Source organism: Citrobacter sp. RHBSTW-00859, from assembly GCF_013729795.1.
Taxonomy (GTDB): domain Bacteria; phylum Pseudomonadota; class Gammaproteobacteria; order Enterobacterales; family Enterobacteriaceae; genus Citrobacter; species Citrobacter braakii.
This window is the reverse complement of the sequence record NZ_CP056284.1, coordinates 4,434,252-4,460,395: the sequence shown is the minus strand read 5'-3', so window position 1 is coordinate 4,460,395 and position 26,144 is coordinate 4,434,252. Positions and strand designations below refer to the sequence as shown.

20 protein-coding genes, 1 tRNA gene and 4 pseudogenes are annotated in these 26,144 nt (G+C 49.2%); 17 read left to right on the top strand and 8 right to left on the bottom strand.

Annotated features, from left to right (window positions below; genetic code table 11):
* Window positions 1-33 precede the first annotated feature (33 nt).
* The 3 genes and pseudogenes from lacZ to HV302_RS22265 all read left to right on the top strand — a co-directional run.
* A complete protein-coding gene (lacZ, locus tag HV302_RS22275) occupies window positions 34-3,108 on the top strand; it encodes a beta-galactosidase (protein ID WP_181250253.1) in 3,075 nt (1,024 codons plus the stop codon).
* A 51-nt stretch (window positions 3,109-3,159) separates the two neighbouring features.
* Window positions 3,160-4,395, top strand: a complete 1,236-nt coding sequence (gene lacY / locus HV302_RS22270) for a lactose permease (RefSeq protein WP_064146656.1) — start codon at window positions 3,160-3,162, stop codon at window positions 4,393-4,395.
* Window positions 4,396-4,478: 83 nt separating this feature from the next.
* Window positions 4,479-4,619: pseudogene (locus HV302_RS22265) on the top strand (maltose acetyltransferase domain-containing protein); the annotation flags it as partial.
* Window positions 4,620-4,633: 14 nt separating this feature from the next.
* On the opposite strand, the pseudogene HV302_RS22260 reads toward HV302_RS22265, so the two are convergent.
* The 3 genes and pseudogenes from HV302_RS22260 to HV302_RS22250 form a co-directional block, all read right to left on the bottom strand.
* Window positions 4,634-5,329, bottom strand: a pseudogene (locus HV302_RS22260) (IS1-like element IS1A family transposase).
* A gap of 78 nt (window positions 5,330-5,407) precedes the next feature.
* Window positions 5,408-6,116, bottom strand: a pseudogene (locus HV302_RS22255) (IS1 family transposase).
* Window positions 6,117-6,144: 28 nt separating this feature from the next.
* Window positions 6,145-6,447, bottom strand: a complete 303-nt coding sequence (locus tag HV302_RS22250; RefSeq protein ID WP_016807936.1) for a PIN domain-containing protein — start codon at window positions 6,445-6,447, stop codon at window positions 6,145-6,147.
* A 403-nt stretch (window positions 6,448-6,850) separates the two neighbouring features.
* Here HV302_RS22250 and HV302_RS22245 point away from each other — a divergent pair, with 403 nt between their 5' ends.
* The 13 genes from HV302_RS22245 (at window position 6,851) to HV302_RS22185 (ending at window position 21,323) form a co-directional block, all read left to right on the top strand.
* Entirely contained in the window at window positions 6,851-7,219 is a 369-nt protein-coding gene (locus tag HV302_RS22245) for a hypothetical protein (RefSeq protein ID WP_045282254.1), read from the top strand.
* Window positions 7,212-7,586, top strand: coding sequence for a hypothetical protein (locus HV302_RS22240; protein WP_016807934.1), 375 nt, complete (start codon window positions 7,212-7,214; stop codon window positions 7,584-7,586). Before HV302_RS22245 ends, HV302_RS22240 begins: the two co-directional genes overlap by 8 nt.
* A gap of 78 nt (window positions 7,587-7,664) precedes the next feature.
* Window positions 7,665-8,030, top strand: a complete 366-nt coding sequence (locus tag HV302_RS22235; protein ID WP_016807933.1) for a hypothetical protein — start codon at window positions 7,665-7,667, stop codon at window positions 8,028-8,030.
* 84 nt (window positions 8,031-8,114) lie between these two features.
* Window positions 8,115-8,762 (top strand): hypothetical protein, encoded by a 648-nt coding sequence (locus tag HV302_RS22230; protein ID WP_016807932.1) that lies wholly within the window; start codon window positions 8,115-8,117, stop codon window positions 8,760-8,762.
* A gap of 75 nt (window positions 8,763-8,837) precedes the next feature.
* Complete coding sequence (locus tag HV302_RS22225; protein WP_016807931.1) at window positions 8,838-9,440, top strand: DUF3085 domain-containing protein; 603 nt, start codon at window positions 8,838-8,840, stop codon at window positions 9,438-9,440.
* A 67-nt stretch (window positions 9,441-9,507) separates the two neighbouring features.
* Window positions 9,508-9,855: a hypothetical protein gene (locus tag HV302_RS22220; protein WP_016807930.1), complete on the top strand. Its 348-nt coding sequence runs from the start codon at window positions 9,508-9,510 to the stop codon at window positions 9,853-9,855.
* 81 nt (window positions 9,856-9,936) lie between these two features.
* Window positions 9,937-10,923 (top strand): ArdC family protein, encoded by a 987-nt coding sequence (locus HV302_RS22215; RefSeq protein WP_016807929.1) that lies wholly within the window; start codon window positions 9,937-9,939, stop codon window positions 10,921-10,923.
* A gap of 105 nt (window positions 10,924-11,028) precedes the next feature.
* Window positions 11,029-11,961: a DUF1281 domain-containing protein gene (locus HV302_RS22210; protein ID WP_016807928.1), complete on the top strand. Its 933-nt coding sequence runs from the start codon at window positions 11,029-11,031 to the stop codon at window positions 11,959-11,961.
* 338 nt (window positions 11,962-12,299) lie between these two features.
* The gene (locus tag HV302_RS22205; protein ID WP_016807927.1) at window positions 12,300-14,858 is read left to right on the top strand and encodes an AAA family ATPase; all 2,559 of its coding nucleotides are present in this window, start codon (window positions 12,300-12,302) and stop codon (window positions 14,856-14,858) included.
* Window positions 14,859-14,869: 11 nt separating this feature from the next.
* Window positions 14,870-16,726 carry a DUF2357 domain-containing protein gene (locus tag HV302_RS22200; protein WP_029591439.1) on the top strand — a complete coding sequence of 619 codons (1,857 nt, stop codon included), beginning with the start codon at window positions 14,870-14,872 and terminating at the stop codon, window positions 16,724-16,726.
* A gap of 310 nt (window positions 16,727-17,036) precedes the next feature.
* Window positions 17,037-18,545, top strand: a complete 1,509-nt coding sequence (locus tag HV302_RS22195) for a UvrD-helicase domain-containing protein (RefSeq protein ID WP_029591438.1) — start codon at window positions 17,037-17,039, stop codon at window positions 18,543-18,545.
* A gap of 66 nt (window positions 18,546-18,611) precedes the next feature.
* Window positions 18,612-20,231: a TraI domain-containing protein gene (locus HV302_RS22190; protein WP_016807924.1), complete on the top strand. Its 1,620-nt coding sequence runs from the start codon at window positions 18,612-18,614 to the stop codon at window positions 20,229-20,231.
* A 60-nt stretch (window positions 20,232-20,291) separates the two neighbouring features.
* Window positions 20,292-21,323, top strand: coding sequence for a tyrosine-type recombinase/integrase (locus HV302_RS22185; RefSeq protein ID WP_016807923.1), 1,032 nt, complete (start codon window positions 20,292-20,294; stop codon window positions 21,321-21,323).
* A 195-nt stretch (window positions 21,324-21,518) separates the two neighbouring features.
* Here HV302_RS22185 and HV302_RS22180 read toward each other — a convergent pair.
* A tRNA-Phe gene (locus HV302_RS22180) sits at window positions 21,519-21,594 on the bottom strand.
* A gap of 288 nt (window positions 21,595-21,882) precedes the next feature.
* On the opposite strand from HV302_RS22180, the pseudogene HV302_RS28675 reads away from it, so the two are divergent.
* Window positions 21,883-21,969: pseudogene (locus HV302_RS28675) on the top strand (LysE family translocator); the annotation flags it as partial.
* Between the two features lies 1 nt (window position 21,970).
* On the opposite strand, the gene HV302_RS22175 reads toward HV302_RS28675, so the two are convergent.
* The 4 genes from HV302_RS22175 to dcuA form a co-directional block, all read right to left on the bottom strand.
* Window positions 21,971-22,546 carry a transcriptional regulator gene (locus HV302_RS22175; protein WP_016151385.1) on the bottom strand — a complete coding sequence of 192 codons (576 nt, stop codon included), beginning with the start codon at window positions 22,544-22,546 and terminating at the stop codon, window positions 21,971-21,973.
* Window positions 22,547-22,582: 36 nt separating this feature from the next.
* Window positions 22,583-24,292: a protein-disulfide reductase DsbD gene (locus tag HV302_RS22170; RefSeq protein ID WP_181626588.1), complete on the bottom strand. Its 1,710-nt coding sequence runs from the start codon at window positions 24,290-24,292 to the stop codon at window positions 22,583-22,585.
* Window positions 24,268-24,615, bottom strand: a complete 348-nt coding sequence (gene cutA, locus HV302_RS22165; RefSeq protein ID WP_003025447.1) for a divalent cation tolerance protein CutA — start codon at window positions 24,613-24,615, stop codon at window positions 24,268-24,270. Before cutA ends, HV302_RS22170 begins: the two co-directional genes overlap by 25 nt.
* Window positions 24,616-24,746: 131 nt before the next feature.
* The gene (gene dcuA / locus HV302_RS22160; RefSeq protein ID WP_016151387.1) at window positions 24,747-26,048 is read right to left on the bottom strand and encodes an anaerobic C4-dicarboxylate transporter DcuA; all 1,302 of its coding nucleotides are present in this window, start codon (window positions 26,046-26,048) and stop codon (window positions 24,747-24,749) included.
* Between the last annotated feature and the right edge of the window lie 96 nt (window positions 26,049-26,144).

Here is a 26,144-nt window from a genome sequence, read left to right as displayed (position 1 = left end):
TTAGCGGATAACAATTTCACACAGGATACAGCTATGACTATGATTACGGATTCACTGGCCGTCGTATTACAACGTCGTGACTGGGAAAACCCTGGCGTTACCCAACTTAATCGCCTTGCAGCACATCCCCCTTTCGCCAGCTGGCGTAATAGCGAAGAGGCCCGCACCAATCTCCCTTCCCAACAGTTGCGCAGCCTGAATGGTGAGTGGCAATTTGTCTGGTTTCCGGCACCAGAAGCGGTTCCGGAAAGCTGGCTGGAGTGCGATCTTCCTGTCGCCGATACTGTCGTCGTCCCCTCAAACTGGCAGATGCACGGTTACGACGCGCCCATCTACACCAACGTGACCTATCCCATTACGGTCAATCCGCCATTTGTTCCCACGGAGAATCCGACTGGTTGTTACTCGCTCACATTTAATGTTGATGAAAGCTGGCTACAGGAAGGCCAGACGCGAATTATTTTTGATGGCGTTAACTCGGCGTTTCATCTGTGGTGCAACGGGCGCTGGGTCGGTTACGGCCAGGACAGCCGTTTGCCGTCTGAATTTGACCTGAGCACATTTTTACGCGCCGGAGAAAACCGCCTCGCGGTGATGGTGCTGCGCTGGAGTGACGGCAGTTATCTGGAAGATCAGGATATGTGGCGGATGAGCGGCATTTTCCGTGACGTCTCGTTGCTGCATAAACCGAGCACGCAAATCAGCGATTTCCATGTAGCCACTCACTTTAATGATGATTTCAGCCGCGCTGTACTGGAGGCAGACGTTCAGATGTACGGCGAGCTGCGCGATGAGCTGCGGGTGACGGTTTCTTTGTGGCAGGGTGAAACGCAGGTCGCCAGCGGCACCGCGCCTTTCGGCGGTGAAATTATCGATGAGCGTGGTGGTTATGCCGATCACGTCACCCTACGTCTGAACGTCGAAAACCCGAAACTGTGGAGCGCCGAAATCCCGAATCTCTATCGTGCGGTGGTTGAACTGCACACCGCCGACGGCACGCTGATTGAAGCAGAAGCCTGCGATGTCGGTTTCCGCGAGGTGCGGATTGAAAATGGTCTGCTGCTGCTGAACGGCAAGCCGTTGCTGATTCGCGGCGTTAACCGTCACGAGCATCATCCTCTGCATGGTCAGGTCATGGATGAGCAGACGATGGTGCAGGATATCCTGCTGATGAAGCAGAACAACTTTAACGCCGTGCGCTGTTCGCATTATCCGAACCATCCGCTGTGGTACACGCTGTGCGACCACTACGGCCTGTATGTGGTGGATGAAGCCAACATTGAAACCCACGGCATGGTGCCAATGAATCGTCTGACCGATGATCCGCGCTGGCTACCCGCGATGAGCGAACGCGTAACGCGAATGGTGCAGCGCGATCGTAATCACCCGAGTGTGATCATCTGGTCGCTGGGGAATGAATCAGGCCACGGCGCTAATCACGACGCACTCTATCGCTGGATCAAATCTGTCGATCCTTCCCGCCCGGTACAGTATGAAGGCGGCGGAGCCGACACCTTCGCAACCGATATTATTTGCCCGATGTACGCGCGCGTGGATGAAGACCAGCCCTTCCCGGCTGTGCCGAAATGGTCCATCAAAAAATGGCTTTCGTTGCCTGGAGAGACGCGCCCGCTGATCCTTTGCGAATACGCCCACGCGATGGGTAACAGTCTTGGCGGCTTCGCTAAATACTGGCAGGCGTTTCGTCAGTACCCCCGTTTACAGGGCGGCTTCGTCTGGGACTGGGTGGATCAGTCGCTGATTAAATATGATGAAAATGGCAATCCGTGGTCGGCTTACGGCGGTGATTTTGGCGATACGCCGAATGATCGCCAGTTCTGCATGAACGGTCTGGTCTTTGCCGACCGCACGCCGCATCCGGCGCTGACGGAAGCAAAACACCAGCAGCAGTTTTTCCAGTTCAGTTTATCCGGGCGAACCATCGAAGTGACCAGCGAATACCTGTTCCGTCATAGCGATAACGAGCTCCTGCACTGGATGGTAGCGCTGGATGGCAAGCCGCTGGCAAGCGGTGAAGTGCCTCTGGATGTCGCTCCACAAGGTAAACAGTTGATTGAACTGCCTGGACTACCGCAGCCGAAGAGCGCCGGACAACTCTGGCTAACGGTTCACGTAGTGCAACCGAACGCGACCACATGGTCAGCAGCCGGACACATCAGCGCCTGGCAGCAGTGGCGTCTGGCGGAAAACCTCAGCGTGACACTCCCCTCCGCGCCCCACGCCATCCCGCAACTGACCACCAGCGAAACGGATTTTTGCATCGAGCTGGATAATAAGCGTTGGCAATTTAACCGCCAGTCAGGCTTTCTTTCACAGATGTGGATTGGCGATAAAAAACAACTGCTGACGCCGCTGCGCGATCAGTTCACCCGCGCACCGCTGGATAACGACATTGGCGTAAGTGAAGCGACCCGCATTGACCCTAACGCCTGGGTCGAACGCTGGAAGGCGGCGGGCCATTACCAGGCCGAAGCAGCGTTGTTGCAGTGCACGGCAGATACGCTTGCCGACGCGGTGCTGATTACCACGGTCCACGCGTGGCAGCATCAGGGGAAAACCTTATTTATCAGCCGGAAAACCTACCGGATTGATGGAAGTGGTCAAATGGTGATTACCGTTGATGTTGAAGTGGCGAGCAATACGCCACATCCGGCGCGGATTGGCCTGACCTGCCAGCTGGCGCAGGTAGCAGAGCGGGTAAACTGGCTCGGATTAGGGCCGCAAGAAAACTATCCCGACCGCCTTACTGCGGCCTGTTTTGACCGCTGGGATCTGCCATTGTCAGACATGTATACCCCGTACGTCTTCCCGAGCGAAAACGGTCTGCGCTGCGGGACGCGCGAATTGAGTTATGGCCCACACCAGTGGCGCGGCGACTTCCAGTTCAACATCAGCCGCTACAGTCAACAGCAACTGATGGAAACCAGCCATCGCCATCTGCTGCACGCGGAAGAAGGCACATGGCTGAATATCGACGGTTTCCATATGGGGATTGGTGGCGACGACTCCTGGAGCCCGTCAGTGTCGGCGGAATTCCAGCTTAGCGCCGGTAGCTACCATTACCAGTTGCTCTGGTGTCAAAAATAATAATAACCGGGCAGGCCATGTCTGCCCGTATTTCGCGTAAGGAAATCCATTATGTACTATTTAAAAAACACAAACTTTTGGATGTTCGGTTTATTCTTTTTCTTTTACTTTTTTATCATGGGAGCCTACTTCCCGTTTTTCCCGATTTGGCTACATGACATCAACCATATCAGCAAAAGTGATACGGGTATTATTTTTGCCGCTATTTCTCTGTTCTCGCTATTATTCCAACCGCTGTTTGGTCTGCTTTCTGACAAACTCGGGCTGCGCAAATACCTGCTGTGGATTATTACCGGTATGTTAGTGATGTTTGCGCCGTTCTTTATTTTTATCTTCGGGCCACTGTTACAATACAACATTTTAGTAGGATCGATTGTTGGTGGTATTTATCTAGGCTTTTGTTTTAACGCCGGTGCGCCAGCAGTAGAGGCATTTATCGAGAAAGTCAGCCGTCGCAGTAATTTCGAATTTGGTCGCGCGCGGATGTTTGGCTGTGTTGGCTGGGCGCTGTGTGCCTCGATTGTCGGCATCATGTTCACCATCAATAATCAGTTTGTTTTCTGGCTGGGTTCTGGCTGTGCATTCATCCTCGCCGTTTTGCTCTTTTTCGCCAAAACAGATGCGCCCTCTTCTGCCACGGTTGCCAATGCGGTAGGTGCCAACCATTCGGCATTTAGCCTTAAGCTGGCGCTGGAACTGTTCAGACAGCCAAAACTGTGGTTTTTGTCACTGTATGTTATTGGCGTTTCCTGCACCTACGATGTTTTTGACCAACAGTTTGCTAATTTCTTTACTTCGTTCTTTGCTACCGGTGAACAGGGTACGCGGGTATTTGGCTACGTAACGACAATGGGCGAATTACTTAACGCCTCGATTATGTTTTTTGCGCCACTGATCATTAATCGCATCGGTGGGAAAAACGCCCTGCTGCTGGCTGGCACTATTATGTCAGTACGTATTATTGGCTCATCGTTCGCTACCTCAGCACTGGAAGTGGTTATTCTGAAAACGCTGCATATGTTTGAAGTACCGTTCCTGCTGGTGGGCAGCTTTAAATATATTACCAGCCAGTTTGAAGTGCGTTTTTCAGCGACGATTTATCTGGTCTGTTTCTGCTTCTTTAAGCAACTGGCGATGATTTTTATGTCTATTCTGGCGGGCAATATGTATGAAAGCATCGGTTTCCAGGGCGCTTACCTGGTGCTGGGTCTGGTGGCGCTGGGCTTCACCTTAATTTCCGTGTTCACGCTTAGCGGCCCCGGCCCACTTTCCCTGCTGCGTCGCTAGGTGAATGAAGTCGCTTAAGAAATTAATGTCGGATACGGCGCGAGCGCCTTATCCGACCAACTTATCAGGACGGAATGTTAAAAATGAACATGTCGATGACAGAAAAAATAAAAGCAGGCAAGCTATTTACCGATATGTGCGAAGGCTTACCTGAAAAAAGACTTCGTGGGAAAACATTAATGTATGAGTTCAATCACTCGCATCCATCAGAAGTTGAAAAAAGGGTAATGACTCCAACTTATTGATAGTGTTTTATGTTCAGATAATGCCCGATGACTTTGTCATGCAGCTCCACCGATTTTGAGAGCGACAGCGACTTCCGTCCCAGCCGTGCCAGGTGCTGCCTCAGATTCAGGTTATGCCGCTCAATTCGCTGCGTATATCGCTTGCTGATTACGTGCAGCTTTCCCTTCAGGCGGGATTCATACAGCGGCCAGCCATCCGTCATCCATATCACCACGTCAAAGGGTGACAGCAGGCTCATAAGACGCCCCAGCGTCGCCATAGTGCGTTCACCGAATACGTGCGCAAACCGTCTTCCGGAGCCTGTCATACGCGTAAAACAGCCAGCGCTGGCGCGATTTAGCCCCGACATAGCCCCACTGTTCGTCCATTTCCGCGCAGACGATGACGTCACTGCCCGGCTGTATGCGCGAGGTTACCGACTGCGGCCTGAGTTTTTTAAGTGACGTAAAATCGTGTTGAGGCCAACGCCCATAATGCGGGCGGTTGCCCGGCATCCAACACCATTCATGGCCATATCAATGATTTTCTGGTGCGTACCGGGTTGAGAAGCGGTGTAAGTGAACTGCAGTTGCCATGTTTTACGGCAGTGAGAGCAGAGATAGCGCTGATGTCCGGCAGTGCTTTTGCCGTTACGCACCACCCCGTCAGTAGCTGAACAGGAGGGACAGCTGATAGAAACAGAAGCCACTGGAGCACCTCAAAAACACCATCATACACTAAATCAGTAAGTTGGCAGCATCACCGTGCATCGGGTAATGACTCCAACTTACTGATAGTGTTTTATGTTCAGATAATGCCCGATGACCTTGTCATGCAGCTCCACCGATTTTGAGAACGACAGTGACTTCCGTCCCAGCCTTGCCAGATGTTGTCTCAGATTCAGGTTATGTCGCTCAATGCGCTGAGTGTAACGCTTGCTGATAACGTGCAGCTTTCCCTTCAGGCGGGATTCATACAGCGGCCAGCCATCCGTCAGCCATCCGTCATCCATACCACGACCTCAAAGGCCGACAGCAGGCTCAGAAGACGCTCCAGTGTGGCCAGAGTGCGTTCACCGAAGACGTGCGCCACAACCGTCCTCCGTATCCTGTCATACGCGTAAAACAGCCAGCGCTGACGTGATTTAGCACCGACGTAGCCCCACTGTTCGTCCATTTCAGCGCAGACAATCACATCACTGCCCGGTTGTATGCGCGAGGTTACCGACTGCGGCCTGAGTTTTTTAAGTGACGTAAAACCGTGTTGAGGCCAACGCCCATAATGCGTGCACTGGCGCGACATCCGACGCCATTCATGGCCATATCAATGATTTTCTGGTGCGTACCGGGCTGAGAGGCGGTGTAAGTGAACTGTAGTTGCCATGTTTTACGGCAATGAGAGCAGAGATAGCGCTGATGTCCGGCAGTGCTTTTGCCGTTACGCACCACGCCTTCAGTAACGGAGCAGGAAGGACATCTGATGGAAATGGAAGCCACGCAAGCACCTTAAAATCACCATCATACACTAAATCAGTAAGTTGGCAGCATTACCTGGTTTTACGAATATCTCTGTTGGTACATGCGCCGGAGTAGTTCTCAGTATCGGGGCATACGTTTTCTGAAATTTATTAAGTTCTTTTAAGGCTTCCTCAGCGTTTTTACGAATATGTAATTCAATTTCTCTGCGTGTGATGTCAGTAACAAGGATACGCACTTTATCATGTGATGCAAAATTCTCCAGTTTTTCAAGAATGTATAAGCCAAACTGAAAATGCTTTCGTTCATAGGCAGATGTATCGATATAAACAAGGCGGGTAATGAGTTCCATGATCATCTTCCTGAGATGGTTGGGGGGATGGTTCAGTATAAGTCTCATCCAATACTTGTTGTATGATTCAGTACACAAGGTTATCTGCGGCTTGACAGATCTGCGTTTTGTTTTGAAAATGAACAGGCTTATACGTTGCTTTTGCAACCACCAATGATTCAGTAGCCTGTGAGAATCGCCTTCGGGTGGCTACAACAAAAGCTCCTGTAACCTGAAAAGGGGCAAAAAATTGGTAAATCTGCACACCTTTGAGAGCAGATATCGTCAATTTAAGCGCACTATGACGCGACGATAAAGGTTCCTTCTGTACTAACCAGACAGTCAGAATGTTGTTTTTTCTGACTCCCCGACGGGAAACACTTCCCGCTCGGGCAGGTGTTTCCTTTTTTTATGGAGAAACACAATGTCTGTCATCTCTTCTGCGATTTTCCCTGAACATATCCTTACTCAGCTTCAGCAGTCTGCTGACGCAGCTGTCCGGAAATTGAAATCTTTCATTTATCTGCATCGCAACAGCAACTGGTATGTCAACGGCTCGGGCAATTATGCCGTCCGTGCTCATATCTCTTCTGTCAAAGACCAGGGCGTTAACGTCTTTCTTACCGTTCGTACAGGCTGCCACCGCGCCGAGTATGTTTTTCACCGCCTGCCGGTTTCCTTTCCTGAGGGAATAACAGGTCGTCGAAACGCATACCGCCATGCCTGCCGCCAGGCACAGCATCTGGCACACCTGCGCTACCGTTTTCTTTCCGGAGGGCATTCTCATGACTGAAGCACTGCACGACGTCACTTTTCGTATTCTGTCGATGTCTGAGACGCGACGGGATGTATGTCCCGCTCAGTATGGCCCCGTAAGTGGCGTTTTCATCAGGGGCGAAATCCTCAGAGATAACGTCTCCTGTGGCGAACAGGTTTTTGTCGCACCGCTCGGTGATTGTGATCCGGCTGACCCCGAACTTTGCGTCTGGTGTCAGTATTACGGATATTCTTCCCGGGTTAAGGCCGGCGACATACTGGATGGTGTGGCCGTTTCTGGCATAAATTTCGCTGATCCACTGTCGTTAGCTGTGCTGCAACGCCTCCGCTTTAATCCTGAATATGTGTATCAGGAGCAATCTGATTCATATGCACTGCACTGATCGGCTGATGAAGGCCGTGACCGTGAAATGTTGTGGACCCTGACGGGGATATCCCGTTATTTACCTGAGGATATACCCATGCACACAGACGTTTATACGCTTAAAACTCCACTGGACACGCTCAGCTGGCTTTGCCTGCTTGAGAGTGAACTCCTGAGCATCAGGGCATTTCAGCGTCTCGATCTTCATACGGACCGGGATGAAACGAATGAACTGACGTTTCTGGAAGATTCCATCATTGGGACCGGCACAGCTTATGGCTGGTTTGTCTTTTTACTCGGGGAAGGCGATATTCCGCCTTTGCCTGATACGTCTAAAAATCTGCTCTTCACGCTGGACGAGCTGGGAAAAGAAATTAACCGGCCCTTCTGGGAGAAGGCCGTGGATGAAGGTATCCAGGATGCCCGGTGTGATCGGGCTATAGCGGCTCTCGAACGGATGTAATCAGCAGACAGAACACACCCTGACGGGGATTTACTCCCGTCCGGGGGATAAATCCCCCCTTTTTTATTCGCGGAGGATTTATCGATGAAAAACCAGTTTTCTTCGCCGGCTTCCATGTCGGTTGTCTACACCATCGAGCATGTCAGCACGGTTCCGTTGCGACACTGGCATGCTTTCGTTCTGGCCGTCACAGAAACTTTCTGGCAACTGCCGGTGCGTCTGCGTCCGGGGAATACGTATCTGCCGTCGCTTAATCGCGCGGCTGACCTGTTTCCGGTTGCTGATGTCATGGCGTTTCGTGGCGACACAGGCGGCAGTGTCTGGCCGGTCAACATGACTATAGAGCGGGAGCGCAACCGCAATACGCTGAGTATCCAGGAGCTGGATTTTCAGCATCAGCCCTGCGATTTCTTTGCACGTATTGTGATGGTCCTGCTGCATAACCTGTGTCCGGACAGCTTCCGGATACATTCTTCAGACGAGGGTCGCAGCTGGGCGTTACCGTTACGCTGGATTGAACAACATCTCGGTCTGCCTGAGCAGCCGACGCTGACCGCGCCTCAGTCGGTACTGAAAACACCGGTAGGCGAGGGCGCGTTTGATTCCCTGCTGCTGCAGCTGCTCTCCGGTGGTGAGCGGGTGCTGAGCAATGAGGACTGGAATGCCTTCGTGCTGGCGGAATTCCATCTGTACGAACTGAAGCGGGTCGCGGAAAAATCTGACTCGTTTTAAACAGTACTGACTTTAACCCCGTCGGGAGAGATGACTCCGGACGGAGCGGCTCTCCCGTTTTTACAGGAGAGCCCCATGCTTTTTTTCGACAATAAAGACCTGACTAACGTCCTGCTAACCGCCCGTATGCAGGGAGGCCAGCTTCACCTGGCAAAGGATGAGGGTGTTTATCTTATGCCGGCCACCGGTGCCTGGCAGGGCAACGATCCGGTGCCGCGTATTGCGTATGCCGCAGGGTGTCACCCTCAGAAAAATGAGGACTGGTACGACACGGCACGCCTGCTTGCCGGCGGCGATGATTTCATTGAATCACTGTCGATAAGCGACGCGGTAGCCACCTCTGTACTGTCCGGCAGGACGGACCTGAGGCTCCTGATTACCGACACACAGATACAGGTGCTCACCGCTGCGACTGACCGGGTGAAAGTGGCGCAGTATCGCCAGAAGGCCGATCAGCTTTTGGCGAGTGCAGTCTGTCACTTCAGTGCCTGTGTCGGGCCTGATGAACTCTGCCGCTGGCGTGAAAACGCCGTGCGTCTGCTGACGCAGGCGGCCTTCATCAGCTGTAAGCGGGCGAAGCCTGAAGATCATCAAACTTTTCTGAACGCCTGTGGCAGGCTGCAGGCCAGGTTATCGCAGGTGACCCCGCAGGGGGCGCTGCGAATAACCGGACGTTAATTCACCCCGGCAGGGACTTTTCCTGCCGGAAAGATTCCTGCCTCTTTCTGAACCGAAGGAGGCCCGTATGGGACTGGATATTTTTCTCTACAGCCAGCACCGGCAGATCGTCGCAGTACCGGCACCGTATCATCCGGTGTGTGAACTGAGCCGCGATTTTTCACTGATTACCTGGCTGGATAAGCACGTCGGTGAGGTGGAAAACGCGACCTGTCTGGAACTGTCACGCGAGCATATTCAGCAACTGAAAGAGAGGCTGGACTGTGCGATTGCGACATTTACAGAGGGGAATGAGGATAATCCGCTTCTTCAGCGCCGGCTGCAGTACGTTTTCACCCTGCGTGACAGGCTGGAAAGCCTGCTCAGTGATTTTGACTTTGAACATGAATACCTGTGGTTTTATGCCGCATGGTAACTGACCTCTGAATTTCCCGTCGACGGGCGTATCTCTGCGCTCGCCGGCGCAGGGGTATGCCTCTGATTAAAGGTATATCTCATGAAAAAAACGACTTCACGCAAGGCGGCTCGCCGTCCGGCAAAACCGACTGACCTTTATCGCCAGATCACCGACCGCATTGTTGTCGCGCTGGAAAACGGCGTAGCGCCCTGGCGTAAGCCGTGGCGCGCGGCTGCCGGCAGCGGTCTGGCCGGTCTGCCCCTGAATGCCACAACCGGACGTCACTACAGCGGCGTGAATGTCCTGCTTCTCTGGATGTCAGCGGAAGAGCAGGGTTTTCGCAATAACCGCTGGATGACTTACCGGCAGGCGCAGCAGGCTGGCGGGCAGGTGCGTAAGGGTGAGAAAGCCACCCTGGCGGTGGTTTATAAGGACTGGACGAAGCAGGCAGAGGATCGCGAAGGCAACCGCCTTTATGACAGTGACGGTAAACCGCTGATGGAAACCGTGCCGATGCTCAAACCCCTGCAGCTGTTCAACGCTGAGCAGTGTGAGGGGTTGCCGGCAGAGGTTGCGGCTTCACCTGAGCAACCACCGACGGTGGATGAGGACGGCATACTCTGTCCGGACGTGATGAACAGGGTGATCCGGATGTTTAACGCCACTGGGGTTAAAAACCGGATGCTGCCTCAGAACCGGGCATATTACCGCCCGCTGACGGATGAAATTGTGATGCCGATGGCTGAGCAGTTTTTTACGGAAGCGGACTGCTGGTCCACGCTGTTGCATGAGCTTGTACACAGTACCGGTCATGCGAAGCGACTTAACCGGGAGGGGATAACCTCCTCATCCCGGCAGTTCGGGGACCCGGTGTATGCCTTTGAGGAGCTCATCGCCGAAATGGGCAGCGCGTTTTTGTGTGCTCAGCTCGGCGTGTTCGGTGAGGTTCAGCACGACAGCTATGTGGACCACTGGCTGAAGGTGCTGAAATCTGACAAAAAGGCCCTGTTCCGCGCCTGCCGGCATGCCCGGGAAGCGTCGGAATATCTGCTGGCACTGCCTGAAAGTCAGGCTGTGGCGGCGTAATTAACTTATCCGGTGACGGTTATTCCGTAACTGTCGCCGTCCCGTGAGGACACCGCTCCTCACGGGGCTGTGTCCTCTTTTTTTTATGAAAGAGGAGTATTCACTATGTCCGAATGGTGTCATAACCGCCTGGAAATCACCGGTAAATCAGTCTGCATCGATGTCATGCTGCAGTGGATAAACGGCACTGACGTACCGCGTCACCGCCACGCAGTGCAGCAGAGCATACAGCTGTTTCTGGCTGGCGCGGCGGGGATACTCAAGCCGGTGCGGACCACGTCGTATCCGCCCTGTCAGGGGCTGGTCCGTGCAGGCACCGGGCTTTCCACTGCGGCCAATCAGGCGTTTGAAAGCTGGCTGGCGCTCCTGCTGAAGGATGCCATCCTCGATGCGGAAACCATCAGAGCCGTGGACCGGCTTTATCACCAGTCAGGTCTGGGCGCGCTGAAATGGGAGAATATTCCCGACCCGGCACGTGAGGTTATGGCGGAGCTGATTGCCAGACAGTATACCGACTGGTTTGGTCTGGTCAGCGCCGGCGATGAGTCTCATGCTGCAACTGCCTGGGAGCGGCTCAGCCAGTATCCTGAACGCTCCCAGCCCTGCGATATGCTGGCCGTCATACCTACGCGGCTGGCAGCAGAGCTGAACGGCTCCGGGGGGCTGATGTCCGGTGTGTCGACCACAACCAGCCTCTACTGCCGGCAGTACGGCATGGAGTGGCCGGCCGGGCACAACGTCAACTGGCAGCGCCATACGCCTAACAGTCTTACGCTGCAGATGGATATGCCCTGGCTCCCGCCGTCAGGTGAGGTTGTCGGGGAAATCTCAGCGGTGTTTGACTGCGAGGTGCGTCACAGCTACAGCGAGCCCGTGAGCGGGCTCAGCGGTTACGACTGCTATGACGGCGGTGAGCATGTTGACGGACACAAAGGCGCGTCCGGCGCGCCTCAACCCGGACAGGTGCTTTATCTCGTCAGCGATGAGCCCGCTTCACCGGCTCAGGAACCTGCATCATATCGTGAGGTCCGGGGGTAAAAGCCTGTTCCTCCGTTGACTCAGCCACGGCTCTGCCGTGGCATTTTTTTCTCAGCCGACGGCCAGTTGACCAGGATATGTATTCCTTTTTATTGTGGCTTCAAACGGAATAATTAACCATTTGAATTTAATGATAATTCTTTTTGGCGAGCTAAGGAGTTCAAATCAATACCTGCCACTTACCAAAAACAAGAAGTTTTCAACTACCATCCATTGCTAAATGTTTCAAGTCGTTCTATAAGGAATGCTCATAATTAAGCTAATTCTTAATAATGATTTCAACATGTTAATAGTAGCATATTAATATTAACGTTTCTTATGGTTTCGAATGAGGTTCTATGAACAGGTTATTGGTTATAAAGGAAGAAAATCATACAGTTAACCCTGATATGGGGCTTGTGATTCCTGTTGCTTATCTTGATGAAAATGGAAATTATGAAAAAATTGATCCTAGCGATTTTCCTAATGGAGGAATATTTATTTCCAAAGGATTTTTGAATATAAGCCAGCAGTTTGGATATGATGAATTATTTATTCTTAATGAATATTACGAAAGCAATGATGATGACTGGAAAATTAATACAAGACATCAAAAGCATTTTGGACTTGGAAGTAAAGTAGAAAGGCTCGATAAAAGCTACTTTATTCCAATTATAAAATCTGCTCTCCCCGATATAAAAACAGGTTTCCTTGGTCATGATATTGACGCCCCTAGCGCTCAATTCTTTATTGAGAATGAGGGCTATGTATATGGACCGTTTAAAGCCTCCAAACAAGATAACAATTGGCAATTATCTCCTTTATCTACACCGTCACCCTTACAGCTTAAACAAGACCATATAGCAAGGTTTGATTTAAAGGAAATTATAGCTAATGATTTTTCTTATGAGTTAATTATTAAAGGTGAAGTTAGAAAATATATTAAAAATTTGAAAGACCTCTCCAGTTTATTGTTTGAGCAAAAAGATTACATTTCAGATACAAGGCTTGTTTCTTACTTCACCAAAAATGGATTTGGAAATGGATTTTCGAAAAATAAATCTCCTTTAGGAAAAAGTGAAGCGCAAAAGTTGTCGCAAGGGATTGATGAGTATGTTAAGAAGAATAAAGTATTAGAGAATAGCGAGCGTCTTAAAAGACTTAAGGAGCTACTTGGAGAATTTTTAGATTCAAGTCCATTCGGCCAAGAGATTGTTCAAGAGTTTTTAGCAGAAAGTAGGGATGGCAGGCTTTATTTAGATGATTATTTCAGCAAAAATAAAGACCTGCTGGTTAAGCAAAAGTCTAAAGAACTAGAGGAAGTTACTCGAGTACAGAAGAGTAAATTAAATAAAGAGATAAGTGATTTAGAAAGGCTAATAACAAATAAAAAAGCAGAATTAGATTCTGAATTAAAAAATGTTGAATATGAAAAGGTCAGGGCTAGAGAAGAACTTGAGAGAATAAAAAAACAGTCTGCTGAAGATGCTCATGACCTTCTCCTTCAAAAACAGCAGGCTTTGACGGAAAAAAATGCTGAGTTAGAAGAAAACATTAAAAATGCAAGCATTAAGCTTGAACAATTCTACTCAATGGAGTCTAGGGTAAATGATTATAATTCTCTGAATGAAGAAATAAATTATCTGAAAAGGCTTAAAGAGGATATTGAAAAAGACAAAGAATCAGCTGAGAAAGCACTTAAACTTAAAAAAGCAACTTTGAACTCTCCACAGCTTCTGGAAAAAACTGTAGAGATACAAACAATACAAAACCTCAAAACTCTCTTGAATGGTGGCAGGGCAAGAGAAAGCACGCCGAAAATATATAAAACAAAGATAAATCCATCAACTATCGAACTGAATAAAGAAAACAGAAAAGAATACATTAATTACTTAGTTGATTCATTTAGCAACGATAATGGAAGGAATTTTTCATTTGATGAAATGGCGAATTTAATTATATGCTTGAATCAATCATTCATGACAATTTTATCAGGCCCTCCGGGAACAGGAAAAACCTCCACGGCTATTAGATTAGCTCAAAATATGGGCTTGACTAATGGTGAGAATACATACAATACTAGTAACTTTATTAATATTCCAGTCGGAAGAGCTTGGGTATCAAGCCGAGACATCTTAGGATTTTATAATTCCTTAAAAGACGTTTACCAGCCAGCCCGTACAGGTCTTTATGAGTTTTTGAAGAGTGATCATAATCCAGATTATTTGAAAATAATTCTACTTGATGAGGCCAACCTGTCTAGCGTCGAACACTATTGGTCAGACTTTCTAGGTATGTGTGATCCCGAAGGAAGAAATAGAAAAATTGATTCTGGCATTCCATCTGAAGACGAAAGATATATTACCGTGGCTGATGGTGTGCGTTTTATAGCAACTATTAACAATGATGCGTCAACTGAACGTTTATCGCCAAGGTTAATCGACCGGGTACCCGTAATAGGTTTAAATCACAACGCAGAATTTAAATCGAACGTTATAAGATCTTTAGCATTTGAAGGCGCTGTGAAAAACGAATGGTTGGAAAGTTGTTTTGATGTGAGCTTATATGAGTCTTCTTTTACGACGGAAGAGGAGAACTTACTTGATGAAATAATAGAAATATTAAAAGCTCCTCTTACCAGAACTACTTCTGTTAGAGTCAGTCAAAGAAAATATAATGCAATGAAGAGGTATTGCTATATTGCTAATGAAATCGAAGGGTTACAAGTTCAGCCTCTAGATTTTGCAATAAATCAGCACGTTTTGCCATTGATTGAGGGGTACGGTGCAGGTTTCAAAGAAAGATTGCACAATCTTGAGCAAAAGCTTGTGGAGTTTGATCTTCATATTTCTAAAGCAACACTTAGAAATATAATAAATAATGGTGATATTTATAGCGAATCTTACTCTTATTTTTAGGATTGTTGATTATGAAAATTAAGGTTTCAATTTTAGGGGGGAAGCGTCAGGGAGATGCTTTTGAACTGAAGTTAATCGATGAAAAAATCAACTCATCATTATTCATTCTTGAAGATGAAGCTATAGAAATAGCCTTTACGAGTGAAAACTATTACGAAAAGATTTCTTTGTTATTATACGAAAATGAAGTGGAACCTACTTTAATCGAACGTGTAGGCGAGCTTTGGACTTACAGATGGCTTCCCAAAAGGCTAGGGCGTTTTTCATATGAATGTTTTTTCCATAATTACTATGGAATAGCCGAATTAGTACTTGAAGCTCAATACGGTGAAAGGACTGAACTTTTTAGTTTTCAATCGATAGAAGTTCTGGCAAAAAAGTTAAATGCAGAGCGAGTTGATAAGATGCTGAACTATATAGCAAAAATCGATAGTAATGCTCTTTGTGCTTTTTTCAGAGTAACTCGGCGGAAAGCAGGTTTCAAAAATGGGGATACTCCTGCTGAAATTTTACTAGAACAAATTGAAAGCATTGTCGAAATAACGACAACCCTGATAAGAAAAATAATACAAAGACCTATTTCTAAATTAACAAGTCGGGAGAAATATGTTTATCCGAGTGACAACACAAATATTGATGATTTGACGCTGTCATGGCTATGTAGCAACACTGATGAGCTATTTGAAACAGATTCATATGAAAGTGCAATTTTGGAGTTTAACGATGAGCTTTATGGGGCGAGAAAGCTTATTGAGCACCAGGCAGTAGAAGATTCTGACGTTTATGAAAATCAAGTTTTGCATGGTTTTGTTATGACTTTAATTCAAACCACTTCTTCTCTTCTTTCAGGCTTCAAAAACCCTGATAAGTATCCAAATAGAATAAATGGAAGCCCTTTAGGGTATGTTAGTTTTTTCTCTCAAATACAAAAATTTCAGAAGAGTATTAATGGGCGAAAAATTTTAAAATGCAAATCAATATTATCAGATTTACATTCTCTTAAAAGGATAATGGCAGAGGTGATGCCTGCAAAAAAACATATAATCGGAGTGCCCACGTTTACAATGAAAGCCAAAAAGGATCCTTTATACCTTTCTGTTTTCAAAAAGATCGTTGACTGGTACCGATTTGGGAAACCTGATTGGAGTGTTCAAGAAGAGTTATTATCCATACAAAGCATTCCAAAATTGTTTGAATACTATTCTCTTTTCTATATAAGAGAGATATTAGGACAGCATATAGGCTCTAAATCCGCGCCCGAACCAGTTAATGAATCAATATCATTTGTTTTTAATCTTAGAAAAGGGGCTACTCTAAAATTACTATATGAGCCAAAATATTGGATGGCCACCCATCCCATGGCAGACCTAAGAGGTTTGGTTAACAGTGAAGGATGGACAACTTACAATGGTATGGTGACTCATCGTTCTTCCTCAGGGAGATTTTCTAATCGATCTCCCGACTTTGTAATACATATTAGCAATGGGAATGGTATTGACAAGTATCTCATTCTTGATGCGAAGTATACTTCTACTGATAAAGCCTTTTTACATTATTTACCTGAGTTAACGCTTAAATATCTTCATGGACTTCATTCTATTTCAGATGCAAATAGTTCCATCATTGGTTTGATTATTTTAAATCCTGATGAGAAACTACTCATTAGAGATTTCCATAATTCATCATTTGATATTTATTCGGATAGGCCAGCTATGCCATTTTTATTATGCGCTACCATTTCTCCTGGGGAAGAGTATATAAGTAATAATTGTTTCCAACATTCTCTTTTAAAGATGGTAACTCTTATGGAGCAACGTGTTAACACAGAAGGTCAAGGTCGCTACTTAATGAACGTTTTAAGTGCTTAGGGGGATTGTAAAGTTTTACATTAAATATCTCCTGAAGAATTCTATAGATAAAAATAGTGCGTGAATAGCGGAGAGAGTGAATGAAAGACCAATTAAGATAATTGATAGCGATTATTGTTAACGTCAGCGCAAGTTTGTGGATGTTGCTAACTTGTCATGTATACGTAGTATAAAAAAATAAGATCATCATTTTTACGCTCCCGCTCGGGGGCGTTTTTTATCTTTGAAAAAAGGGATCTGGTTTTTTCTCGAAGTGCACGCTTCCCGCTGTCAGGCTGTTTTTTTACATCTGCTGCTGCGGGAGAACACAGTGACCTGGAAAACAACAGCCGAACAAAACGCCATCATCGAGTGGAAGGGCAATCATCTCGTGGTGAATGCCTTTGCCGGTACAGGTAAAACCTCCACTTTAGTGAGTTACGCTGAAGCCAACCCGGAAAGTAAAATGCTTTACCTCGCCTATAATCGCGCTGTGCGGGATGAGGCTGAACGCAAATTCCCCTATAACGTAGAGTGTAAAACGTCGCATCAGCTTGCATGGGCCCGTTTCGGCAAACATTTCCGTGACCGGCTGACAGCCAGTCTGCGCATTACGGATGTGGCCAGAAAGCTCAATACCCGCCACTGGGCGCTGGCGCGGCTGGCGCTCAGCGGGCTGAACATGTTCCTCTGCAGTGCTGACCCCGAGCCGGGGCTGATACATCTGCCGTCTGAGGATGATCGCCACGGTCTCGATGCCGGTAAAATTCTGGGGGCAATACAAATCCTCTGGTATGAAATGAGCCGTACTGATTCAGTCTTTCCCGTCACGCACGACACCTACCTTAAACTGTTCCAGCTCTCTCATCCTGACCTGTCAAAACGCTGGGACACCATCCTCTTCGACGAGGCACAGGACGCCAATCCGGTGACCAGTGCATTTGTACTGAATCAGCCCTGCCGGGTCATTCTGGTCGGCGACCGTTACCAGCAGATATACCGGTTTCGGGGGGCAGATAATGCACTGAGAGCCCCGCAGCTGGTGCAGGCAGACCGGTTGTGGCTGACAGCGAGTTTTCGGTTTGGCCCTGAGGTCGCGCGGATGGCCAACATCCTGCTTGAACGTGCCGGAGAGGAAAAGCGCGTGACAGGTAACGGGGGGCAGGATGCTGTCGTCAGCAGCCTTCCGGCAGGGGCTGAGCATATTGCTGTACTGAGCCGGACGGTATCCGGCGTGATCGGCAGTGCCCTGACGGCGAGCCTTATGGAGAAAAATGTCTTCTGGGTCGGGGGGATTGAAGGCTACAAAACAGAGGAGCTGGAAAACCTGTACTGGTTCTCCGCCGATATGCCTGAAAAGATGCAGTCCCCGCGCCTCAGCCGGGACTACCGGGATTTTGATGAATACTGCTCAATAGCAAAAGCCACACAGGACGTGGAGATGAACCAGGCCATTCGTCTTCTCGATGACTTTTTCCCACTACCGCAAAAGCTGGCCATCATGCGCCGTCAGGTGGTAACCCATGAGAAAGACGCTCAGGTCACGGTTTCAACCGCACACCGCAGCAAAGGGCTGGAATGGCCGGTGGTAATGCTGAGTGAGGATTTTACTGACATTACCGACCCGCTTCTTTCGCAGGATGAGCGGCAGGATGAGACTAACCTGCTGTACGTGGCTGTCACCCGGGCCAGAAGAACGCTTGTGCTTAACGAACTGATGCGCTGGCTGAGTGATGAAGGCGGGAAAAACCGCGAGACGACGCACGAAACCGTACCGTCCGGAAATGGAGAGAGCGCCGACAGGCACGAAGAAACGGGAAAAACTTCTGAGAGTGAGTAACTGGTTTTTTATGGTGAAGCGCGGGGAGTGTCACAACACTGGGCAGCCCTATACCAGGAGAAAATCATGCGCGACAGAATCAGGACCCTTAGGTTTCTGTTTTCAAAAGGTGAACCGGAACCAGCACATCATGTATCCGCTGTCACACCTGCCGGCTACCACACTCCGCGTACGGTCGATACGCTGTGCTGTAGTCCGTTGAGAAAAACCTGCCTGCAACAAATATGGGAAAACAGCTCACTTCCGGCGGATGTTTATCACCGGTTTTATATAACGCCACTGCATGGCTTACTGGCCAGGGTACAGAATGTGCCGGCAACACAGCAGGGAAGGTGGTCGCAGTCAGACGGCTTCGGGGACCTTACGCTGCAGTTCACAACCTGTGCGGTCAGACTGGCCAAAGGATACATGTTTCCACCCGGAGCTGCGCCAGAAGAGCAGGCAGAGCAAAACGTGATGTGGAATGCAGTCATTTTCTGGTCTGCACTGTTCTGGCATTTGCCGCTCCTGGCGTCTCTGGAGGGTGAGCTGCTTGATGGTAAAAGCTGGCTTCCGGGAATAACCGTTCCGGACTCACCTTATCGATTTCGCTTCCGGGAAGCTGACAACTCCTCAGCTTTTGCAGCGCTGGCAGCAGGACAACTTGTGCCAGCAGAGGCGACAGGATGGCTGGCAGAAAATCCCGAAGCTCTGGGCAATCTTACCGGGGCCTTATGGAACCAGCATCCGGCGATGCCACTTATTAGAAGCTTAATGAAGCAAGCTGCTGAAAAGGTGGAATCGCCTTCGCTGGAGGTATCCGGGGCAAATGAGAAAGTTAACACCCTCATAGAGCCGGCCCTTTCAGTTACGCAAACGCCGTCTGATCAAGAGATTGAATCAGAACCGTCAGTAGAAGCAAAACTTAAAACTGCATCGCCAGAAGTTCCAGATTTGCAGGGTATTCAACTCGCATCTTCTATTGCACCGGTGCCGATGGCTGATGACAGCAATCTCGTCAGCAATGAAAAGGCAGGCGAGATTACGGAATGTGATCCAAACGAAACAGAGAAGGCTGATACAGAGATGCTGCTAAGTCTGTTCAGTGCAATTGCAGAGCCTGATATGACCGGGACTGAAGCATGTGATGAAGAGCCTTCAATCAGTACGAGAGCAGAAAGTGTGCCAGAATTTTCCCCCCTTAATGAACTAAGTCCCGAAGCTGATAAGCCTGAGATAAATCAGACAGTAGCAGAAGACTCTTTCCCTGAACGCGCTGTAGAGGATAACATCCCTTTACACAGCATTAACATTGACGCACAAAAAACAGTGATAAAAAAACAGACTGGCACTGAATTTGTCAGGTGGCTTTCTGAAGGACTTAAGAGCAAGCGAATTGATATTAATCAGCCTGATTCGAGGGCGCATGCAGTTGCAGGGTTCATCTTTCTCAGGGTTCCGGACATATTTTATCTTTACATCAGAGAAAGCGGAGCAGAGCTAAGCAGGGATTCCATACAAATTGAATTTGAGAAGCTGCATATTCACAGGGTGCGCAGGGGAGAGCGTTTTATTAAAGCAAAACTGTACCACTCGCCTGGCAAAGAAGGCACGTTTAAACCTGTAAGTGGATATCTTGTCAAGACTACACACCTTTTCAGAGGGGCGTCTTCCCCTGAAGACAGCGGACTTCTGTCTTTCCTGTGAAGGAGGGGCAGTCCATGAGGGCCCTTAAGGGCAGCTTGATTTAGAAAAAGGAAATGCTGTATGTCTGACAAAAACCATTATACGACATGGGAAGAATTGCTTGAGGAGTACTTCTTCGCCCGAAACCTGCGAGCTGCAACAGAATGGAGCTACGCAAAGGTTGTAAAGGGATTCCTGAAATTTACGGGGGCAGACATAACCCCATCAATGGTTACACATCATGAAGTACTCAGATGGCGGCGACATGTACTCAGAGAAAAGCAACAATCGGCGCAGACCTGGAACAATAAAATTGCACATCTCAGGGCCCTCTATAACTATGCTATGGAAAGTGGTTTATTGCCTGCGGGCAAAAACCCTTTTAACAATTGCACTGTACAGCGGGACAGAAAGAAAAAGCGGACTTTAAACCGCTCTCAGCTAACCCGCCTTTATCTGATAATGCAGCAGGCTGAAATTGAATCCAACCGGAAAATTTTCGCACGTGGCGGTCGGAGTGCGCTTTACCCGGCCTGGTTCTGGATAACCGTCCTGGATACGCTCAGATATACGGGAATGAGGCAAAATCAACTGCTGCATATTCAGCTCAGGGACGTCAATCTGACAGAAGGTTATATAGATCTGCGCCTTGAGGGGAGTAAAACGCACAGGGAATGGCGCGTTCCCGTTGTTAAGCAGCTGCGTTTGCGGCTACAGCTTCTTCTTACACGGGCAACGGAGGCTGGAGCCGGGCCAAAAGATAACCTCTTCGATGTCAGTTTTTACATTGCCGGGAAAAAGGCAAAATTTGATAGGAATGATGTGACAGTGATGCATCAAAAGATCCGCTCCTTTTTTCGCCGTCTGTCAAAGGAATGTGGTTTTGCCGTTTCGCCGCACCGTTTCAGACATACCCTGGCTACAGAACTGATGAAAGCACCGGAAAGGAATCTTCAGTTGGTTAAAGATTTACTGGGTCATCGTAGCGTAAGCACAACAATGGAATATGTGGAACTCAATATGGACATTGTGGGAAAAACACTGGAAGAAGAATTGTCGCTGCACACAGATCTCTGTGTAGAAAGGGAATTACAACTATTGACACAAAACTGATTGACTGGGATTATTGCCAGTGATCGAGAACAGGGAGCCTGCGGACACAGGCTCCCTGACTTGAGGGACTGATTCAGAAACGTTAACCAGTGCAGATACGCCTACACCGGAGGACATTCCGTAATGACCGGCCCCTGTATTAACCGCCCGTTAAGGTTCTCATCTCTTAACCAGCGTGCTTTGATGCAAAATTAGTGGTGCCCGGACTCGGAATCGAACCAAGGACACGGGGATTTTCAATCCCCTGCTCTACCGACTGAGCTATCCGGGCAACGGGGCGCATTAAACCGTATTCACGTCTGCCAGTCAATCAAATTTCGGGAAAAGATGTTCAACCGCTTAATATTACGGCAATCTGTGCGATTATGCCTGAAGTTTGCACAAAACTTCCAGGCAATTTACCTATCTGACCTTCTATATGAGCAAAGGCTGACGAAAACGTTACGCGGCCTGTATTACTCCCGCACGCTACCGCAAGTTGTGCACAAACCTTTCCGACGTTTCCAGTAACTAACGGTGCAATTGCTGCGGCAGGACCCGCTGGTGTGTCGGGCAATGAGTTGGGCGGGCGTTTAACAGAGTATTTCGCACCACCGTGGCGATGGTGCGTTTTTGTTTACTCATTTCGGCCTGGCGGGCATGCTTGCTTAGGTCAGCGCACCGCCCATACGGCACTGAGCAAAGCGCAGGATATCTTCAGCCAGACGGTGTGCCGTTTCGACATCAGCATGGCTACGATTCACCAGCATGCGGCTCAGACAGCCCTCCAGCACCAGTTCCATCTGTTTGGCAACCATTGCAGGGTCGTCAACTTCCAGCGTCGTCAGCAGCTCATGGGTGAAGTCATGTGCCGCCTTTTTTTGCTGATCGGCTAACTGATGGATCGGATGCCCGGGATCGGGGTAAAACGTACAGGCGGCGATAAACAGGCAGCCTGGATAGCGATTATTGCTCACGCATTCGGACAGCGCGGTGTAGCGTGCCAGTAATTTCTGTTCAGCGCTCAGGGTGTCATCCAGCAAAAGTTGACGCCGCCAGATATCCACCCGCTGGCTGAGGTAACGTAACGCATCGTACAGAATGGCCTCTTTGTCGGGCCAAAAGCGTTGTAGTTCATCAAGAGGATAATCGATACGATCGGCCACCATTTCCAGTGTGGTATTGGCTATCCCTTGAACCTCAAGTAATTTCAGGGCTTCTCCCAGGACATCTTCACGTTGCACGGTATTCTCCTCCGTATTTCCTGTTGCAAGTGTCGCTCACGGTTGGCGATCGCGCAAATGTGCGCTGAAGGTCGCGGCATCCATAAAGCCGGTTACCCGAGCCTCCGGATGCTCTTTCCCCTCGGCGTCAAAGAACAAAATAGTCGGCAAACCTAAAACCTGTAGATGTTTCAGCAGAGCGACATCCTGGGCATTATTTGCAGTCACATCCGCCTGCAAAAGCACCGTGTCGCCTAGCGCTTGCTGAACCTGCTGATTGCTAAACGTATACTTCTCAAACTCCTTGCAGGCCACGCACCAGTCAGCATACAGATCCAACATCACGGGCTTGCCTTTAGCTTGTGCCAGCGCTTGATTTAGCGCATCCACCGAAGCCACAGGCGTGAAGTTAAGGTGTGTCTGGGTTTGAGCATGCGGCACGCCGAACGTCCAGTCCTGCAATGGCCGAACGCTTACCAGCGCTGCAGCTAACAGGATAATCTGCACGATGCGCATCCAGGCGTGCTTTGCCTGCAGGCTGGTGATAAATGCCCAGCTAAAGAATGCGACGCCCAACAGCGACCACAGGCGAACGCCCCAGTCGTCGCCAATGATGCGTTCGAGTAAGAAGACGGGGAGCACCAGAATGACAAAGCCAAAAGCGGTTTTGACATGTTCCATCCATGGGCCGCTTTTAGGCAACAGACGATTACCGAATACGGTAATTAGCATCAGAGGTAATCCCATCCCTAGCGCGTACAGATACAGCGTGCCGCCTCCCAGCCACATGTTCCCGCTCTGAGCGATATACAGCAAAATCGCGCTTAGCGGGGCCGTTGTACAAGGAGAACAGATGAGGCCGGCAATCGCCCCCATCGCAAAGACGCTACCGGGGGAACCGCCTTGCTGACGGTTACTCATCAATGTAAGGCGTGTTTGCAGCGATGAAGGGAGTTGCAGCGTGAACAAGCCAAACATCGAAAGGGCCAGCAGCGTAAAGACCACGGCAAGGCCAATCAGGACGTAAGGATGCTGTAGCGCAGCCTGGAACTGCAATCCAGCGGCGGCAACAACCAGACCCAGCGCGGTATAAGTGAGCGCCATTCCCTGGACGTAGATAAACGTCAGCAGCAGCGCGCGTCCGGTTGATAAGCGTTGTTTGCCGCCCAGCACGATACCGGAAATCAGCGGATACATCGGCAATACGCAAGGTGTAAACGCGATGCCAATTCCGATTAGCAATGCCCACAGCGCAGAGAAGGGAAGCTGGGTTGCGGGTTGTGGTCTCTCTTGCAAAGTATCGGTGGCAGGAACTGGCGCAGCTGTCGCCCTGGTATTGGCAGACACTTCACTTAATGGCACCGTTTTAGTTTCAGGCGGATAGCAAAAACCGGCGTCGGCACAACCCTGGTATGTGACCGTTAATGTTGCGCCAGATTTAGCCTGATTGACCGTGACCGGGATAGTCAATTGTTTACGGTAAATCTCACTTTTGCCATAAAACTCATCTTCATGCCAGACGCCTGGCGGTAGTTTTACCTCGGCGATATCGGCCTGAGATGGCGTAATGCTTATCTGTTTGCGATACAGATAGTAGCCATCTTTAACCTGCCATGAGAGGTTCAGATCGTGTTGGTTTTGCTGAAAATCAAAAACAAACGCCCGATCGGCAGGAACAAACTGCGAGCGGCCAGGCGCGTCAAATAATCCGGCAAAGGTAGATGTGCTGCACAGCAGCAGGATCAGCGTAAGGATGCGTTGAGCCATGAGCGGTAATCAAAGTCTCCGTGAGTGACGGGTAAAACCAGAAGTTCAGGCGTTTGGTATGGATGATGTGACTTCAGGCAATCGAGAAGGGCTTGCTGGTGTGTGACGGTGGTTTTTAAAATCATCTGGACTTCATATTCCTGCTCCAGTTTACCTTCCCAATAATAGAGGGAAGTCGCGCCAGGCAGCAGCGTCACGCAGGCAGCCAGCTTTTCCGCCAGCACTTTGGCGGCCAGATCCTGGGCGGTTGCTTCATCCGGGGCGGTACAGAGCACCACAACGGTATCGGGGATGGAAATATCCTGACTCTTTACATCAAGCATAAACACCTCGAAAGAACAGAGTAACCAGCTAAAGAGTGGTCACTATACAACGGACGAGGGAAGGATGTTAGTTAAAGCGGGATGAGGAGGAGGAGGAACTGCAGGGCGCGAAGGCACCCTGCAGTAAAGTTTTACAGCATGAAGCTGCCCAGCAAGAAGCCGAAGCAGACAGCCAAAAGCACGCCCAGAGTACCCGGGATGAAGAACGGATGGTTAAAGACGAATTTACCGATGCGGGTTGTACCGGTGTCATCCATCTGCACCGCCGCAACCAGCGTTGGGTAGGTTGGCAGAATGAACAGGCCAGAAACAGCTGCGAAAGACGCAACAGCAGTCAGTGGGGAAACGTTCAGAGCCAGAGCCATCGGCATCAGTGCTTTAGCAGTTGCAGCCTGAGAGTACAGCAGCGCAGAAGCAAAGAAGAAAATGACAGCCAGCAACCACGGATGACCCTGAATTACGCTACCTGCAGTATCTTTGATCCAGTCAATGTTGTGAGATACGAAGGTATCACCCAGCCATGCAACACCCAGGATACAAATACAGGCGCTCATACCCGCTTTAAAGGTGCTGGAGTTCAGGATGGAGTCAGTTTCAACGCGGCAGACGATCGTAGTCAGCGTCGCGACGCTCAGCATGATGATCAGGATTGCGTTGGTGGTGTTCATCAGCGGTTTAGCGACCAGGCCGAGGCTTGGGCTGTTGATGATGGCGTATACAACTACGCAAATCACGCCCAGCAGGAACAACCAAACGGAGGTTTTCGCGCCAGCTTTGATTTCAACTTGTCTTTCACCACGTAGTTCAACCAAACCTTCTTCCAGACGCTTACGATAAATCGGGTCGTCAGACAGTTTGGAGTTGAACAGCATCGTTACCAGGAAGGACATCACCAGAACGGCCAGCAGAGTGGACGGAATGACCACGGACAGCAGGTGAATGTAGCTGATGCCATGACCTTCCATTACGGAAGACATGTAAACCACGGCTGCGGAGATTGGCGACGCCGTAATCGCAATCTGTGCAGAAACCACTGCGGTAGAGAGCGGACGGCAAGGTTTGATACCTTGTTCCTTCGCGACTTCAGCTATAACCGGCAGAGTTGCCAGAGAGATGTTGCCGGTACCGGCAAAGATAGTCAGGAAATAGGTCACGATTGGTGCAAGGATCGTGATGTATTTCGGGTTTTTACGCAGCAGTTTTTCAGTTTGATGAACCAGATAGTCCAGACCACCGGCAATCTGCATGGCAGAGATGGCAGCGATAACCGCCATGATAATGGAAATAACATCGAACGGAATATTACCTGGTTTTACGCCAATAGCGGCAAGAACCAGAACACCCAGCCCACCTGCAAATCCAATACCGATACCCCCAAGTCTGGCACCTAAAAAGATTGCCAGCAAAACGATGATAAGTTCTAAAACTATCATATTAGCCTTCCTTGTTGTTTAACAAGTTGATATTAAATTGTTGTTTTTAAGTAACTTCGAGTAAGAAAAAAGGCACGTCATCATGACGTGCCTTCT

What these genes read in the sequence shown, in the direction of transcription:
- lacZ (WP_181250253.1), top strand. Translation starts at nt 34, where the DNA reads ATGACTATGATTACGGATTCACTGGCCGTCGTATTACAACGTCGTGAC.
- lacY (WP_064146656.1), top strand. Translation starts at nt 3,160, where the DNA reads ATGTACTATTTAAAAAACACAAACTTTTGGATGTTCGGTTTATTCTTT.
- HV302_RS22250 (WP_016807936.1), bottom strand. Translation starts at nt 6,447, where the DNA reads ATGGAACTCATTACCCGCCTTGTTTATATCGATACATCTGCCTATGAA.
- HV302_RS22245 (WP_045282254.1), top strand. Translation starts at nt 6,851, where the DNA reads ATGTCTGTCATCTCTTCTGCGATTTTCCCTGAACATATCCTTACTCAG.
- HV302_RS22240 (WP_016807934.1), top strand. Translation starts at nt 7,212, where the DNA reads ATGACTGAAGCACTGCACGACGTCACTTTTCGTATTCTGTCGATGTCT.
- HV302_RS22235 (WP_016807933.1), top strand. Translation starts at nt 7,665, where the DNA reads ATGCACACAGACGTTTATACGCTTAAAACTCCACTGGACACGCTCAGC.
- HV302_RS22230 (WP_016807932.1), top strand. Translation starts at nt 8,115, where the DNA reads ATGAAAAACCAGTTTTCTTCGCCGGCTTCCATGTCGGTTGTCTACACC.
- HV302_RS22225 (WP_016807931.1), top strand. Translation starts at nt 8,838, where the DNA reads ATGCTTTTTTTCGACAATAAAGACCTGACTAACGTCCTGCTAACCGCC.
- HV302_RS22220 (WP_016807930.1), top strand. Translation starts at nt 9,508, where the DNA reads ATGGGACTGGATATTTTTCTCTACAGCCAGCACCGGCAGATCGTCGCA.
- HV302_RS22215 (WP_016807929.1), top strand. Translation starts at nt 9,937, where the DNA reads ATGAAAAAAACGACTTCACGCAAGGCGGCTCGCCGTCCGGCAAAACCG.
- HV302_RS22210 (WP_016807928.1), top strand. Translation starts at nt 11,029, where the DNA reads ATGTCCGAATGGTGTCATAACCGCCTGGAAATCACCGGTAAATCAGTC.
- HV302_RS22205 (WP_016807927.1), top strand. Translation starts at nt 12,300, where the DNA reads ATGAACAGGTTATTGGTTATAAAGGAAGAAAATCATACAGTTAACCCT.
- HV302_RS22200 (WP_029591439.1), top strand. Translation starts at nt 14,870, where the DNA reads ATGAAAATTAAGGTTTCAATTTTAGGGGGGAAGCGTCAGGGAGATGCT.
- HV302_RS22190 (WP_016807924.1), top strand. Translation starts at nt 18,612, where the DNA reads ATGCGCGACAGAATCAGGACCCTTAGGTTTCTGTTTTCAAAAGGTGAA.
- HV302_RS22185 (WP_016807923.1), top strand. Translation starts at nt 20,292, where the DNA reads ATGTCTGACAAAAACCATTATACGACATGGGAAGAATTGCTTGAGGAG.
- HV302_RS22170 (WP_181626588.1), bottom strand. Translation starts at nt 24,292, where the DNA reads ATGGCTCAACGCATCCTTACGCTGATCCTGCTGCTGTGCAGCACATCT.
- cutA (WP_003025447.1), bottom strand. Translation starts at nt 24,615, where the DNA reads ATGCTTGATGTAAAGAGTCAGGATATTTCCATCCCCGATACCGTTGTG.
- dcuA (WP_016151387.1), bottom strand. Translation starts at nt 26,048, where the DNA reads ATGATAGTTTTAGAACTTATCATCGTTTTGCTGGCAATCTTTTTAGGT.